Here is a 15,209-nt window from a genome sequence, read left to right on the forward strand (position 1 = left end):
CGTTTTTTATAATAGCCCCAGACTTTCCCGATTTATGATCATTTTTCTAGGGTTATGATCAATTACCAACGCTTATGATCATTTTTGCAAATTTACGAGCACATTTGCGAGTTTATGAGCGTTTCTCAACTTTTATGAGCACATCCAAGATTTCAAATGCTTTCACTCTACACTCCCTCGATACTAGAAAAATCCCTACACATAAAAAAGCTGTTCTCCCAAGACATCTGAGGAGAACAGCTTACATCATTCAATTATTTCACTTTTTATCTTAATCTTCGTCAGTTGCAGCTTCTTCTGTAGATGCCGCTAGTGGTGAACGAGGTTTCTTGAGTTCTTCTGCTAGATTATCGAGGCTTGGGCGCAATGTCCCTTTACCTGCGTAACTTTCTAGCATTTCTTTGATGTTTAGACCCGTTGTAGCTCCTAGTGATTCCTGCATTGTAGACATTAGGTCTGTTGCGTAGCCAGTGACTTTGTTGGCACCGCCACCTTCGCCGCTACCTGTATCGACCACAGTAATCTTATCGATGTTAGCAAGTGGGCTTGCAACCTGTTTCGCGTATTCTGGTAGCATGCCGACGATCATATCGAGCATAGCTGCCTGACCATAGTGTTCGAATGCTTCTGCGATTTTGCGCTTCGCTTCTGCTTCTGCGAGACCTTTCAAACGAATGATATCTGCTTCAGATTCACCTTGAGCTCGTTGGGAATCGGCACGCGCTGTACCATCGAGACGGACTTTTTCAGCGTCTGCAGCTGCACGCGCTTCAATGCGGTATTTCTCTGCATCCGCTTCAGCAAGTTGACGGGATTTATCAGCCGCTGCATTTTGCTCAATTGCGTAACGGTCCGCGTCTGCTTTTTTCTTAACTTCAGAGTCGTATTGTCGCTCACGACGTTGAATCTCTTTTTCTTCAAGTTCAATTTGTTTCTGACGTTCGATAATTCGGATTTGCATCTCTTGCTCCATAACTTCCTGCTTGGAGCGAGCTGTTTGCAGTTCGTACGCTTGGTCAGCACGTGCACGAGCCGCGTCTTGTTCTAGTCGGTATTCTGCAACTTTCAATTGATTTTCCTTTTCGGCTTCTGCAATTTCAGTTGCGCGTTCAATTTCAGCTTTTTGTGCTTCTTTAGAAGCTTCTGCGTTCTTGATACGCGTTTCTTTCTCTGAAATCGCTGTAGCAATATCGGCGTCACGTTTAACCTGTGCGATACGCGGCTTACCAAGTGAATCGAGGTAGCCGTTTTTATCACGTACGTCTTTAATCGTGAATGATACGATCACTAAGCCCATTTTCGCTAGATCTTGTGATGCCACGCGTTGAACTTCTTGAGAGAATTTGTCTCGGTTTTTATAAATCTCTTCAACGGTCATCGATCCTAAGATGGAACGCAGGTGACCTTCCAATACTTCTTTCGCTTCGTTCTCTCTGTCTTCTTTTGACTTTCCGAGGAACTGCTCAGCAGCAGTGGCGATTTCTGAAATGGACCCGCCAATCTTGATGATTGCCGTTCCATCTGCCATAACTGGAACCCCTTGCTCTGTGTATACTTCGGGAGTTGTAACTTCAAGCTTGCTAGACAGCAAACTGAGTGGAGCTGCCTGTTGGAATACGGGCAGGACGAACGTACCGCCTCCACGAATGATTTTCACTTTGTTTCCAGAGTCGTCGGTATGGACATTTTTCGTTCCGATATAACTACCAGTAACAATCAAGGCTTCATCTGGACCGACTGTTCGGTACTTTGTTACGTATACAAGGATGACAGCTAACACAACAAATACTGCGACTGCAATGGCAATCCAAATTCCAGGTAATTCTATTGGCATTTTGTTTCCCCCTTAAACTAGTAAGATTATTTGAAACGGAAAGGTTCGTATTCTTTGACGATGAACGTCCCTGAATCGACTTCGATAATAAGCACTTCTTTCCCGTAGTCAATCGGATGATTCTCATAACCCGATGCTCGCTTCGACAATACGCCATTGACTGTTTCAATGACAATTTCACCAAATCCATCAGCAGGAATTGGAACAATGACTTTAGCAACTTTTCCTGCAAGAGATTCATCCGTATAGGCAATAGAAACTTCTGCCGACTTTAGTGGCAACAAAATGAAAAAGTATAGTAAAAAGTCGAGTATTGTGCCGGCAGCAAGTGCAATAATTAGAATGACTCCGCTTCCAAGTCCTGTAGCTAGTTCCAATACATATCCCCACGTTGCCGTTAAGGTAATGAACGGTAAGATGACAGCTGGATCTAATAAAGGAAACAAATCACCGGCACCATCCGTTAAATCACTGAAGAATAAGTAGAGCAACGTTGCAATTCCTGCAACAATCAATATGGGTAAGTATAGTTCTTGAATCGTCATGCCGAACAGTTCCATTTCAAACACCCCCTTTGTCTATTCTATACGAAAGAGATTCGGAAAGGATTCATTTGAATGAATATTTTGTAACATAATTTTTAAATTTGGTTATTTCCTACATCTTTTGTGAATAATTCGTTGAGTGCAATTTTTTTGTCGAAATAACGCAAATTATGTTCGTCTTACTGGGATGACTTTGCTATAATAGATAAGTTATTAACCAATACACTTTCCGATAATCGGATGGAGGTCAATCATGTTCAGTCCAAGAAAAACCGATCCCTTTTTTGTAGCTCTGCTAACAATCGCAGAACACGTGCAAGAAGCCATGCACTATGCAAATGATTATAAAGTGACGTCCGTTGCTGACTTAAAAGAAGTTAGTATTCGGCTAAAGAAATACGAAACGGATGGGGACGACCTAATCCACGAGCTTATCTCAAAACTGAATACATCATTCATGACACCAATCGAGCGTGAAGATATTTTACAACTCGCCATTAAGATGGATGACATTTTAGATGGAGTCGAACATTTTGCCGCTAACTTAGAAATGTTTTCATTGATTGAAATCGATGAATACGTCCAGACGTTCATGGACAACATTGTGAAAAGTTCTGATGAAATCGTAAAAGCGATGAAGTTGTTAGAGCGAAGAAAACTTGTAGAAATGCGTGATCATGCAGTCACCATTAAGGAATATGAACGAATTTGTGATGAAGTGCTTCGTACATCCATTAAACAATTGTTCATACGCGAAACGGATCCAATCCGAATCATTCAATTTAAAGATATATACGAACTGTTAGAAGATGTTGCAGATTACTGCCAGGATGTCGCCAACACGATTGAGACGATCATCATGCGTAACGCGTAAGGGGGCAGACTGATGGATACAGTATTGCTTTTGACAATTTTAATAGTTATTTTCGCACTCGCATTTGATTTCATCAACGGATTTCATGATACAGCGAATGCGATTGCCACTTCCGTGTCGACGCGAGCGCTTAAGCCTCGTGTAGCGATTTTACTCGCTGCCACTATGAATTTTGCGGGTGCTTTAACATTCACTGGCGTAGCAAAAACCATTTCAAAAGATATTGTGGATCCTTTCACACTAGACAACGGGTCACTCGTTATTTTAGCTGCTCTCCTGTCCGCGATTATCTGGAACTTGGTAACGTGGTATTTCGGTATTCCATCTAGTTCTTCACATGCTTTAATCGGTTCGATTGCAGGTGCTGCGATTTCAGCGGCAGGACTTGGAATTCTGAACTACAGTGGTTTCATAAAGATTATGGAGGCACTTCTCATTTCACCAGTCATCGCAATTGCCGGGGGATTCATCGTCATGACGCTCCTTCGGGCTGTACTGAAAAACCGAAATCTGTTTAAAGCAAACAAACGGATTCGATATTTGCAGATTCTAACAGCGGCTATCCAGTCTTTCACACATGGAACAAACGATGCTCAAAAAGCGATGGGAATTATTACGATGGCCCTTATTGCTGCAAACCTTCAAACTGGTGATGATATTCAAATGTGGGTACGGATTGCCGCTGCCACTTCCATGGGTATCGGGACATCAATCGGTGGCTACAAGATCATTAAAACAGTCGGTGGCAAAATTATGAAAATTCGGCCAATTCATGGAGCTGCTGCTGATTTAAACTCCGCTGCTATCATTTTTGGGGCAACATTACTTCACTTGCCTGTCTCGACAACACATGTCATCTCTTCTTCCATTATGGGAGTAGGCTCTGCTCAACGTGTAAAAGGTGTCAAATGGGGTACTGCCAAAAAGATTGTTATTACGTGGGTAATCACTATGCCAATCTCCGCATTGATGGCTGCAGTATTGTATCAATTGCTGAACTTGTTTTTTTAATTTGAACATATGGGTTGCTTTGCCAACAGCCGTCTGGTATGATAAAGAAGAATTATTTTTGTTCGGCGCGATGGTTAAGTTCACTTGACCCTTTCAAGACTTGAGCAAGGATAGTAACACAATGTATGCGAAAATACGCATACGAGGAGGAAACAAACATGGAACATGGTAAAGTAAAATGGTTTAACGCAGAAAAAGGTTACGGCTTCATCGAACGCGAAGATGGCGACGACGTATTCGTTCACTTCTCAGCAATCCAAGGCGAAGGCTTCAAGACTCTTGAAGAAGGCCAGGATGTAACTTTCGAAATCGAGCAAGGCCAACGCGGTCTTCAAGCTACAAACGTTGAAAAGAACTAATTAACTTCAACCTTTCAAAACCGTTTCCTCCTGAGGGAACGGTTTTTTTATGCTTTGTTTTATCCCCCATTGTGAATTGCCTCTGTTGGCTGATCCATTCCCTCTGAAAGCCGATTGTCCACTTCCTCTTTCCGATTCAACTTCCCATTTTACCGATTCTACTAATCTAGCTCCTACTGTCCAAAGATACGAATTCCTACGACGAAATAGTTCCATTCTACAACTCTACCCGATATGATGAACATAACGAAACTTACATAAGAAAGAGGGACTCAACATGAAAGCATTCTCTGGCTTCGTTGCCGCTCAGTATAAATGGTTAATCGGTTTCTGGATCCTGCTACTCATCGGTTTCTCCACTTTTGCAATTCGACTCCCAGGTCTTCTTGAAGGCGATGGATTCCGTATGGATGGCGAGCAAGAAGACGTTTCTAATACGTTAACGCAAGACTTTGACCAACCCGACGAAACTATGTTTCTCGTCTTTGAAGGAAAAACCGACGACGAAATCTCAGATGCCCTAACTGACATCGAAAAACTCGACATCACAAAAGAAATAATTTCACCACTAGATGAACCAGACCAGTATAAGGACGACATCTCCTATGCGATGCTTCATTTCGACGATAGCAAGAGCGATAAATCTGGGCTCGTTACTGAAATTCGCGATACGGTGGGAACAGATAATGGCATCACACTTACCGGACAATCACCGATTACCAAAGATATTAACGCGGCAAGTCAAAAAGATTTAATGGTCGCTGAAGCAATCGGTCTGCCGATTGCACTCATTGTTTTGCTGTTCGCATTTGGTACTGTTGTCGCTTCTCTAGTTCCACTATTAATCGGTGTGGCGACGATTGTTACGTCATTTGGAATCCTCGCATTGTTCGGCGAAACAATGGATCTGTCTATCTTCGTCCTGAATATCATTCCGATGCTCGGACTCGCGCTCAGTATCGACTTTGCGCTCTTGTTCATCAGTCGATATCGGGAAGAACGAAAACTACAATCGATTCCTGAAGCCGTTCGCACCACAATCGAAACTGCAGGACGCTCGATTATTTTCTCAGCGTTTTGTGTTTTCATTGGACTTGGTGCAATGCTCCTCATTCGCGTGGATATCTTCCAAAACATCGCGCTCGGTGGCATGATTGTCGTATCGATGGCCGTTCTTGCTTCCCTTACACTCTTGCCATCTGTGCTCCTCGTCCTGAAAGAACGGATTGACAAAGGAAAAATTCTTAACGTCAAAACCGGAACAGATCGTTGGCGTTCCTTTGCTGAAGGTGTCATTAAACGTCCAGTCATCATCACGATTGTCGCACTTGTCATACTCGGAATTGCGCTCATACCAGTTCGCAACATGACGCTCACGATTCCACAAATTGACTCCTTGCCGCTTTCATATGACACACGTTCCGCCTATGAGAATATGGAAGATGCATTTGGGATGCGGAATGAAACCACTTCATTTGTTATTGCCGAACGTTCAGGCGGTTGGGAAGATGAGGAAGGGTTGAATGCGCTCAAAGACGTTCAACAAGCTCTTGAAAAAGATGCACTTACTGGTAAAGTGACAACCGTTTTTTCTGAAAGTGGTATTGACCAACCGGAAGACTTTGCTCAAGCGTTACAGCTTCCAGAACAATCCGCTCAGTTGCAACCATTGCTCGATGCATTCATCACAAAAGACCTCCTTATGATTCCTGTAACACTAGAAGCGGATGGTGCGTCAAGTGAAGCCCAAGAATGGGCACGGAAATGGTCTGAGAAAGAGACTCCATGGAACTTGCAAATCGGAGGAGAAGCGAAATTCAACCAAGAAATATTCGACGAAATTGCAGACAACATCGTCTATGCACTTCTCATCATTATTGTGTCAACATTCATCATCTTAATGATTGCATTCCGATCGTTGCTTATTCCGTTCAAAGCAATTCTAATGAACATCATCGGTCTGTCGGCATCATTCGGACTGCTCGTCTACATTTTCCAATATGGTCATTTCGGGCTCCATCCTGGAACGATTGCTCTAATTATTCCGGTCATCGTTTTCAGTCTCGTTTTCGGACTGAGTATGGACTACGAAGTTTTCCTGATCTCTCGTATGCAAGAATCCTATTTGGAAACGGGCGATAATGACAAATCGACGGTTGAAGGACTTGCATCGACAAGTAAAGTCATAACGTCCGCTGCACTCATCATGATTGTACTGACAGGTGCTTTCGCGTTTACAGACGTCATGCCTGTGAAGCAAATCGGTGTTGGGATCGCGATTGCGGTAGCAATTGATGCGACAATCATCCGCTTATTACTCGTCCCAAGTCTTATGAAGTTGTTCGGTGACTGGAATTGGTGGCTTCCGTTCCGTAAAAAAAGCTGATTTATACCAAAAAGACACATACTCCGTCACGGAGTATGTGTCCCTTTTCATATACTTACGGTGGCCTGTTCCATCCATTCAATAGAAACTGATGAATCCATGGATGAATCGACACCTTGTTGGTCGTGTTTAAATGTTGCCATGGCTAGAAAGTAGATGGCAGCTATCGCAACAATTGTCAGGATAATCACCGCAATTACGATTGCTTTCCCTTTCATCGGACGATTCCTCCGTCCTCCACTTTCTTAAATCCTTCTTCTCTTAAATAATCCACAGCTTCTTGGTAATCCCCAAAGCTGTCTTCCAAATTTAAACCGTGATAGATATTCCAAGCACCGAGCTCTTCTTTCAGCTCGAGTTTAGAGTTATGTCCGTCTAACCAGACTTCTTCAACTGGCTCTGTTTCCGTCTTTTCTTCAGCCAACCCTGCAATTGCATCTTCAATCGTCTTACGTAATTCCGCTTCAGAAGCTTCGCGTACATTCACGAGACCGCGGCTATCTGGCTCATAACCAGGCACATCCGCAACGTAAATGAACGCGTTGCCATTCGGATGTAAATGCTGAACGACAACCGTCTTATCGAATTTACTAGCTGCGTAATGATAATTGACTCGCTTCATTGAAACGTCTTTTCGGGACAGTTCCGGGAAAGATTCAATAATTGTTTGTTTCTCTTCAAATGTAAGCATTGGTGTTTACACACTCCTCATATTGTTCGTTTCAGTATATCATGATTCTTCGTGTATCAATAACCCGAACATCCGTGCGAATCCGATTGCTTGTTCCTTGGAAACTGTGCATGCAGCAATTTTGGAAGGTGTCACTTCCAACCGCTCGAACGTACAACCAGCCAGATTCACTCCTGCAAGATCTGTCTCTCTAAAATTCGCATTCTCCAATTGGCTACGGAAAAGCTTCATATCTTTTAATACGCACTCAAAAAAGTCCGACTCCGAAAACTGGGAATCTTCGAGCTGAACCGCCTGCAGCTTACTAAAACTGAAACTGCTGTAGCGTGCGTCACATTCCTCGAACCGTACATGCTTGACTCCCGAATGATCGAAGTTCGCTCCTGTCAATTTGCAGTTGCGGAATTCACAGCGCAATAAGTCTGCATGTCCAGCCTCCACATTTGAGAAATCACACCGTTCAAATACAGTATCGACAAATGAGGCACCGGATAAATCCATTTCTGCAAAAGTGCAATCGGTGAACACTGCATCATCAGTTGCGAGCTGCATACCGCTCGTAAATCGTAAATCTCCGTTCTCCACTTCAACGCCACGAAGTGTTCCTGGGTCTGAAGGGATTTGCACAGCAAGTAGCTGCTCCCTTTGCGCTGACAATTTAGGTTTCTGAATCACCATTTTTCTCATGCTATCACTCCTATCTCGTTTTCCATTCGGTGACTAAAACAATGACGATGACGACGGAAAATGCTAAAATATAAAACCAATTGGGGATTGTACTCAGACCACCAAACATTCCACCATCTCCTCGCTATGTACTCATCCTATAACATACCGTCCAATCTTCATTTCTTTCTAAAAGTATACCTGTAATCCACTATACTGGAAACTATCACCTCTTCAAAATAAAGGGGTCACGCTGTATTCAAATGACCACAGCAAGGTATACTAAGAATAGGAGGCGAATTATTTGAAACGACTATTCCTATTTGTGCTACTTCTCGTTGCCCTCTTTCTCTCAAAGCCTTATTGGGAAGAACCAGTCTCTAAGTATGTGGACCTATCCTTCTTAGATACTATAGATGAAAAACTTGAAGACATTGTCAACAAAGATACGATTGAATCGACAATCGATACATTACGTACCGCTACACAAGACCTTGCGGGTATCATCTCGGACAAAACAGAAGGATTGCGAGATGCGAAACAGACGGTCGACAAGCCTGCGCTTGCAAAGCCAACGGACACCCCTATCTCCATCAACAATCTTGAAATTGGTGCATCTGCTGAACAAGTGACCGCTACACTCGGAGAACCCAAGAGCCAATCTCTCAATGAATACGGAACCGAGTGGCGAACGTATCACACAGATTATCAAAACTTTGTCATGGTCTCTCTCGATGAATCTAATCACGTAGGTGCTATTTACACAAATGACGACCTCATCTCGTCTACTGTCGGTGTTTCGTATGGCGCCTCAAAAGCAGATGTCAGAAAAGCACTCGGCCAACCAATGACTAAGATACGTAAAGGGCTAAACGTGTTTGTCCTTCAAGATGATGAAGGCATGGATCTTTTCAAACTCGGAGATGTCTATGCGTATGTATTTTATGACGTTCATCAAGAAACAACTGTGACAGCTGTTGAACTTGTGTCTGTTGCACTCGAGAACAACAAAAAATCACTTTACGCTGAGCGTAGCGAAGCGCTCCGCAATGGATTTGAACGTCAATTGTTCGACCTTACGAATGCAGCTCGGGTTCGCCACGGCCGCTCTATCCTCTCTTGGGACAGTGAAGTTTCAGGTACCGCACGGAAACATAGTACAGACATGGCAGACAATGACTATTTCAGCCATGATAATTTACAAGGCCTGTCTCCTTTCGATCGCATTAAAGAAGATGGCATAGGATTTAAACGTGCCGGTGAAAATCTTGCTTACGGCCAGTCCAGTAGTATCTTCGCACACGAAGGACTGATGAATTCGAAAGGCCACCGCGAAAACATTCTTTTAAAAGATTATAGTAGCCTTGGTATTGGCGTCAGTTTCAACCAAGAGATGCAACCGTATTATTCAGAAGAATTTTTACTCCGATGAAAACAGCCAGACCGTGCGCATGATGCTCAGTCTGGCTGTTTTTTCACTTTTTCTTTAGTTCCGCACATGCAATCCGTTCCCCTGAATTCCCAGAAGGATCCGTTTTATAATCATCTGCATCTGCATGAATGACTAGTGCACTGCCATCCCCATCTATCAGTGAGTTGGGTTTTCCAGGCTGGAGTGTGAGATTATGCATCGTCACTTTAACCGCCACTTTCCCATCTTCTCCTACTTCTAAATTAGGCAAGTCTCCAAGATGGTACCCTTTCGGATTGTCAAAACCATGTTGTTTTTCCGTCGGATTAACATGACCGCCTGCAGATTTGAAATCAGGGGGTGTACAAACTGCCTTTTCATGAAGATGAATACCATGGATGCCCGGCTTCAGTCCTTCAGCGCCCAAGCTAATCGTGAGAATTCCATCTACTTCTGTGAAATGTGCTTCTCCGATTTGTTCGCCCTCAGTATTTATTAAACTTGTTTCAAATGTTTTTGTTGCCTCAGCATTCACAGGGACTTTTGCATTCATCCCCCCGCAACCACTTAAGACAATCATCATTGTTGCAATAAGTATTCCTTCAATTAAACGTTTCATATAATTTTCGAACCTCCTTACGATAAGGATGGCTGAAAACCGGTAAATTATGTGTCTTTATGAACGTTTTTTCAAAGTTTCACTTCATCGCTCATTTCAAATACATCAAAAACATCACGTTGGATGATCAGCGACATAACTTTTCCGTTCTTTTTAAAATAATGGACGTTTCCGACTCTCGCTTCGAGCATCTCGGTCCAACCCCACTTTTCGATTTCATCCAAATATTCAGCAGGAGGCGTTCCTTCCTCGTCACCAATGCCATTCATTTTGTACTTCGCAGACTTCGCAATTTCCGTAGTACAGTCTTCCGGTTTTAGTTCGTATGCATTGTTAGGTACAGGGAATCCTTCGTTAATGACTGCCATCCGGTAGCCGTCTTCATGTGCAAATGTATAAGAACAGCCAGACAGCAACCACACGCCTAAGATGAGTATTCCGGCAATCCGCTTCATCTAACCTACCTCCCGAATCGTTCTATTACTTCAAGAATACTTCATAAATTCGGTCATGTCTTTAACGTATTTGTGACAAAAAGAAAAGCTATTACAAAAGGTCATAATGATGACTTTTTGCAACAGCCTATCTAAGGTTTCATAATTGTGAGTAGCATACACACAGTGTTGATTTACGTTCCAGGCGGACGCTTTCCACTTCATTCAACAAAACCACCATGCGCAGCAATTAGTGTCGCATCAAGCAATAAGCAAATCCATTAATCCCTTACTTCAATTTCTGGATGATGCATACTTTCAAGTAGTTGAATTCCGGATAATCCCGGTTCGTGCGGAAGTCTTTTGGCAGAGAGGATTCTTCTAAAATTTTATACTTCGTGCCTGTTGCTTTAAATGCTTCGTCAATGAATGTCTTGAATTTTTTCATACTGAAGCTTGCGTTATTTGTAGATGCGACGATGAATCCTTTTTTCTCAGTAATGGCAATTGCGTCCTGTAGCAAAGACGTATAGTCTTTTGCTGAACTGAACGTATACTTTTTAGAACGCGCAAAGCTAGGTGGATCCAGTACCACTACATCGAACTTCAACTCGTGACGCTTCGCATAACGGAAGTAATCGAAGACATCCATCACTTTGATATCTTGCGCTTCATAGTCAATACCGTTCACACTGAACTGTTCAATTGTTTTTGCTAAACTACGCTTTGCCAAGTCAACGCTTGTTGTCTTTACAGCGCCACCGCTTAATGCAGCGACTGAGAACGCACCTGTATAAGAAAACGTATTCAGTACATGATTGCCTTCAGAGTATTTATCTCGAAGCGCCGCACGCACATCACGCTGATCGAGGAATATGCCTGTCATTGCACCATCATTCAAATCGACCGCAAAGTTCATGCCGTTTTCTTTGACGATGATTGGGAAATCTCCAGGAGTCCCTGATACGTAATCATCCTGATCGATATACTGACCTTTTGTATCAAAACGTTTTTTCTCATAGATTGCTTTCGCATTGACGATTTTGTCTAACACGCCGTAGACGTGATGCTTCATCGAATAGATTCCTTCGCTATACCAGCTCACCATGTAGTATCCATCGAAGTAATCGATTGTCAGACCGCCAATGCCATCGCCTTCTCCGTTAAAGAGACGATATGCAGTCGTTTGGGTATTCAACTTAAAGTTACTTCGACGTTCAAATGCCGCGCTCATTCGGGATTCGAAAAATGAGAAGTCGATTGCTTCTTCTTCTTTTCTCGTTAGTACCCAGCCAATTCCTTTGTTTTGGTTTCCATAATAGCCTTTGGCGATGAAACGACGGTTGCGATCGATTATTCGCAGCAAACTTCCTTCTTCTTTTAAAGCTTCCGGGTTCATGACAGCGTCTTTTAAGATGAGTGGGTAACCTTTCTTTAAAGCGATCCCACTTTTATCGTTTACGAGTACATCAATTGTTTTCATGTTTTCATCCTTTTCTACGGATAGTTATGTCCGTTCGCGCATTTTCTTTATTATCGCACGTTTGGCTTTGAATTGCGATTCCTTCATAATATTAGTTGAAGCATAGCACATCTTGATACCGTTGTTTTACGCTTCAGGCGGACGCTTTCCGCGGGCTTGACCTCAGCCTCCTCGGCGCTACGCTTCTGCGGGGTCTTCGATCTTCGCTTATTCCGCAGGAGTCGCCGCCTTACGCTTCAAACAACTACCGTAATAAGGAAAATAGATTCTCCAGTTTAAATATATTAAAAAGTTACAAAATCGACTTGCGGACTTTTCTTTTTACTAAAAAAGAAGGTTTTGTTTCTGCTAGTATGATTGCTAGTAAAATGAGTGCAGCTCCTATGAGCATTTGTGCTGTGACAATTTCGCGAAGCATGATAATAGAGAAGATCATTCCCCATAACGATTCCATTGATAGCAGGATAGCTGCTTTTGTTTCAGAGACATGCTTTTGCGCGACGGTCTGCAGCAAGAATGCGAGCGTGGTTGAGAACAGACCTAAATAGAGTAATGAAGTCGCAGAAGTTGGCGTGATGGGTATGGCTGTCTCTCCTTTTACTCCGATTACGATACAGGCAATTACCGCAGCAACCGCCATTTGGACAAGTGTCAATGTAATCGCATCTTCTTTGCGGACAAATTGACCTGTGTAAAAAATATGGAATGCAAAGAATATGGCGCACAAAAGCGATAATACATCTCCAGGATTGACCGAAAGTGATCCATTTAACGATAAAAATGCAATTCCAGCCATTGCAAGTACCGCACCGACGAGCTCAAATGCGCTTACTTTTCTACGATATAGTACGAATGCAATAAATGGGACGATCAGTACATTCACCGCCGTTAAAAATGCATTATTGGACGGCGTTGTAAATTGCAAACCAACCGTCTGAAATGCAAATGCACTATACAAAAACACACCTAGTAGGCCACCCTTCAGAAGAACGGACTTAGAAAGGTTCAACATTTTTTTATAAAACACAACTCCGAGTAATACGGCTCCAATGAGGAACCGTCCAGCTAGGATTTGATAAGGACTAAAATAGTCTAACGCAATCGCGCTGACAGGAAATCCTGTTCCCCAAATAATGGCCGTCACGAGCAGGCCGATTTCACCAATGTATTTACGCATCCAGCATCCCCCTGTCTGTGACTAGTATACAAGGGAACATGGAGCGCCGTATAGAGGAATATAAAAAAGACCTTCGGCGTTTTTTCCGAAGGTCTCCGTCTATTATTCTTGTGGTGTCGTTGCAGCAGTCGCTGCTCCAGCTAATGCATCGTCCCAATCTGGGGCTGTGACTTCCAAAGGTATATTCTCTCTCCGAGCTTTGACAGCTGCAAAGAAGAATAGCGCTACTAGGAAAATCGAAATTACACTAGCACCTATCAATGCGACATCCATCTGTAATCTAAATCCGATTTGTGCATTCAAGATGTACGTCATTGTTGCCATGAGCATGAATGTCCCGGGTACGAGCGCAATCCAGTAATTTTTTTTGGCGATGAATAAATACATTGCTGCGACAAAGAGCGCAATGACCGCTGTCGACTGGTTCGCCCATGAGAAGTATCTCCAGAGGATATCGAAGTCTACAAATGTCAAAGCAATAGAGACTGCAAATAGCGGAAGCGCAATCCATAGACGGCTCATAATCTTTACTTGTGGTAATTTGAAATAGTCAGCAATAATCATGCGAGCGCTACGGAATGCAGTGTCCCCTGAAGTGATCGGCAAGATGATAACGCCCAGAATTGCTAGTGTCCCACCAACAGCGCCAAGCATTAACACAGAAGCTTCACTAACGATCATTGCAGGGCCGCCTGCAGCAAGCAATTCGTTTAATCCAACCGGACCATTGAACAACGCCATACCAGCAGCTGCCCAAATCATTGCGATAATCCCTTCAGCGATCATCATGCCGTAGAAAATTTTGCGACCTTGTTTTTCACTTTGTGTAGTACGAGAAATGATTGGAGTTTGTGTCGCATGGAAACCAGACAAAGCTCCACACGAAATTGTCAAGAATAGCAGTGGAAAGATCGGAATATTATCCGGATGCAAGTTTGTAAGTGACAATTCAGGAATCGGTGCTCCCGTAACTAGCATTCCGCCACCAACGCCCAGTGCACTGATGATGAGTAACAAACCGAAGATTGGATAAAAGCGACCAATGATTTTATCAATCGGAAGTAATGTTGCGAGAATGTAATAGATGAAAATCGCTGTGATGATCAAGCCCATAGCCATCCAACCATTCATCAAATTATACAGTAATCCTGCAGGCGCAGAAACAAATACCGTTCCAACAAGTAGTAAAAGTAAAATAGCGAAAGCGTTTACAAGATGTTTCATAAATTTACCGAGAAATTTACCAGCAAGTTCCGGTAAATGTGCGCCACGGTTCCGAATAGAAATCATACCTGTTAAATAGTCGTGCACGGCCCCTGCGAAAATTGCTCCGAGTACGATCCAAAGAAATGCAACCGGGCCATATAATGCTCCCATGATCGGACCGAAAATTGGACCAACCCCCGCAATATTTAGCAACTGAATTAAGGAGTTCTTCTTTGTGTTCATAGGTACATAGTCGATCCCATCAGCATTTGCATATGCAGGTGTCTGACGTTCTTCCTTCACTCCGAAAATACGTTCCACGAATTTCCCATACGTGAAATAGCCGACAACGAGTAACACTACCCCAAATAGAAATGTATACACGCAATTCCCACCCCTTTGTCTTTTTATATTCTGTTATCAGTTTAGAATAATTATTCTAACAATGGATGGATTTTGCTCTAACATGTCGTTTTTCAGGATTAAGATGCATGTCAGGGATATTAACGTGTC

Annotated in this window: 15 protein-coding genes; 5 read left to right on the forward strand and 10 right to left on the reverse strand. The window is 43.0% G+C overall.

Annotated features, from left to right (window positions below; all coding sequences use genetic code 11):
• Nucleotides 1-271 precede the first annotated feature (271 nt).
• Both N693_RS0105350 and N693_RS0105355 read right to left on the reverse strand, forming a co-directional pair.
• Nucleotides 272-1,834 carry a flotillin family protein gene (locus tag N693_RS0105350; RefSeq protein WP_037592800.1) on the reverse strand — a complete coding sequence of 521 codons (1,563 nt, stop codon included), beginning with the start codon at nt 1,832-1,834 and terminating at the stop codon, nt 272-274.
• A gap of 26 nt (nt 1,835-1,860) precedes the next feature.
• The gene (locus N693_RS0105355; protein ID WP_025783777.1) at nt 1,861-2,394 is read right to left on the reverse strand and encodes a hypothetical protein; all 534 of its coding nucleotides are present in this window, start codon (nt 2,392-2,394) and stop codon (nt 1,861-1,863) included.
• Between the two features lie 238 nt (nt 2,395-2,632).
• Here N693_RS0105355 and N693_RS0105360 point away from each other — a divergent pair, with 238 nt between their 5' ends.
• The 4 genes from N693_RS0105360 to N693_RS0105380 all read left to right on the forward strand — a co-directional run bounded on the left by N693_RS0105360 (nt 2,633) and on the right by N693_RS0105380 (nt 7,009).
• The gene (locus N693_RS0105360; protein WP_025783778.1) at nt 2,633-3,253 is read left to right on the forward strand and encodes a DUF47 domain-containing protein; all 621 of its coding nucleotides are present in this window, start codon (nt 2,633-2,635) and stop codon (nt 3,251-3,253) included.
• Nucleotides 3,254-3,265: 12 nt separating this feature from the next.
• Nucleotides 3,266-4,264, forward strand: coding sequence for an inorganic phosphate transporter (locus N693_RS0105365; protein WP_025783779.1), 999 nt, complete (start codon nt 3,266-3,268; stop codon nt 4,262-4,264).
• 158 nt (nt 4,265-4,422) lie between these two features.
• Nucleotides 4,423-4,623: a cold-shock protein gene (locus tag N693_RS0105370; RefSeq protein ID WP_025783780.1), complete on the forward strand. Its 201-nt coding sequence runs from the start codon at nt 4,423-4,425 to the stop codon at nt 4,621-4,623.
• 277 nt (nt 4,624-4,900) lie between these two features.
• Nucleotides 4,901-7,009 carry an MMPL family transporter gene (locus tag N693_RS0105380; protein ID WP_025783782.1) on the forward strand — a complete coding sequence of 703 codons (2,109 nt, stop codon included), beginning with the start codon at nt 4,901-4,903 and terminating at the stop codon, nt 7,007-7,009.
• A 47-nt stretch (nt 7,010-7,056) separates the two neighbouring features.
• Here the strand turns inward: N693_RS0105380 and N693_RS20150 are convergent, their stop codons facing one another.
• From N693_RS20150 to N693_RS18930, 3 genes are read right to left on the reverse strand one after another with little or no spacing between them, the layout of a single operon-like run.
• Nucleotides 7,057-7,227 carry a hypothetical protein gene (locus tag N693_RS20150; protein WP_156028870.1) on the reverse strand — a complete coding sequence of 57 codons (171 nt, stop codon included), beginning with the start codon at nt 7,225-7,227 and terminating at the stop codon, nt 7,057-7,059.
• Nucleotides 7,224-7,700 (reverse strand): hypothetical protein, encoded by a 477-nt coding sequence (locus tag N693_RS0105390; protein ID WP_025783783.1) that lies wholly within the window; start codon nt 7,698-7,700, stop codon nt 7,224-7,226. The genes N693_RS20150 and N693_RS0105390 overlap by 4 nt, the downstream gene beginning before the upstream one ends.
• A gap of 39 nt (nt 7,701-7,739) precedes the next feature.
• On the reverse strand, nt 7,740-8,387 hold the full coding sequence (locus N693_RS18930) for a pentapeptide repeat-containing protein (protein WP_025783784.1): 648 nt from the start codon (nt 8,385-8,387) through the stop codon (nt 7,740-7,742).
• 283 nt (nt 8,388-8,670) lie between these two features.
• Between N693_RS18930 and N693_RS0105405 the strand changes: the two genes are divergently transcribed.
• Entirely contained in the window at nt 8,671-9,798 is a 1,128-nt protein-coding gene (locus tag N693_RS0105405) for a CAP-associated domain-containing protein (RefSeq protein WP_025783785.1), read from the forward strand.
• A 43-nt stretch (nt 9,799-9,841) separates the two neighbouring features.
• On the opposite strand, the gene N693_RS0105410 is transcribed toward N693_RS0105405, so the two are convergent.
• From N693_RS0105410 to N693_RS0105430, 5 genes are all read right to left on the reverse strand, one after another.
• Nucleotides 9,842-10,396 carry a superoxide dismutase family protein gene (locus N693_RS0105410; protein ID WP_025783786.1) on the reverse strand — a complete coding sequence of 185 codons (555 nt, stop codon included), beginning with the start codon at nt 10,394-10,396 and terminating at the stop codon, nt 9,842-9,844.
• 71 nt (nt 10,397-10,467) lie between these two features.
• The gene (locus N693_RS0105415) at nt 10,468-10,851 is read right to left on the reverse strand and encodes a hypothetical protein (RefSeq protein ID WP_025783787.1); all 384 of its coding nucleotides are present in this window, start codon (nt 10,849-10,851) and stop codon (nt 10,468-10,470) included.
• A 268-nt stretch (nt 10,852-11,119) separates the two neighbouring features.
• Entirely contained in the window at nt 11,120-12,313 is a 1,194-nt protein-coding gene (locus N693_RS0105420; RefSeq protein WP_025783788.1) for a class I SAM-dependent rRNA methyltransferase, read from the reverse strand.
• 292 nt (nt 12,314-12,605) lie between these two features.
• Nucleotides 12,606-13,490, reverse strand: coding sequence for a DMT family transporter (locus N693_RS0105425; RefSeq protein WP_025783789.1), 885 nt, complete (start codon nt 13,488-13,490; stop codon nt 12,606-12,608).
• Between the two features lie 102 nt (nt 13,491-13,592).
• Complete coding sequence (locus tag N693_RS0105430; protein WP_025783790.1) at nt 13,593-15,080, reverse strand: carbon starvation protein A; 1,488 nt, start codon at nt 15,078-15,080, stop codon at nt 13,593-13,595.
• Between the last annotated feature and the right edge of the window lie 129 nt (nt 15,081-15,209).

The sequence above is a fragment of the Sporosarcina sp. D27 genome (genome assembly GCF_000586555.1).
Taxonomy (GTDB): domain Bacteria; phylum Bacillota; class Bacilli; order Bacillales_A; family Planococcaceae; genus Sporosarcina.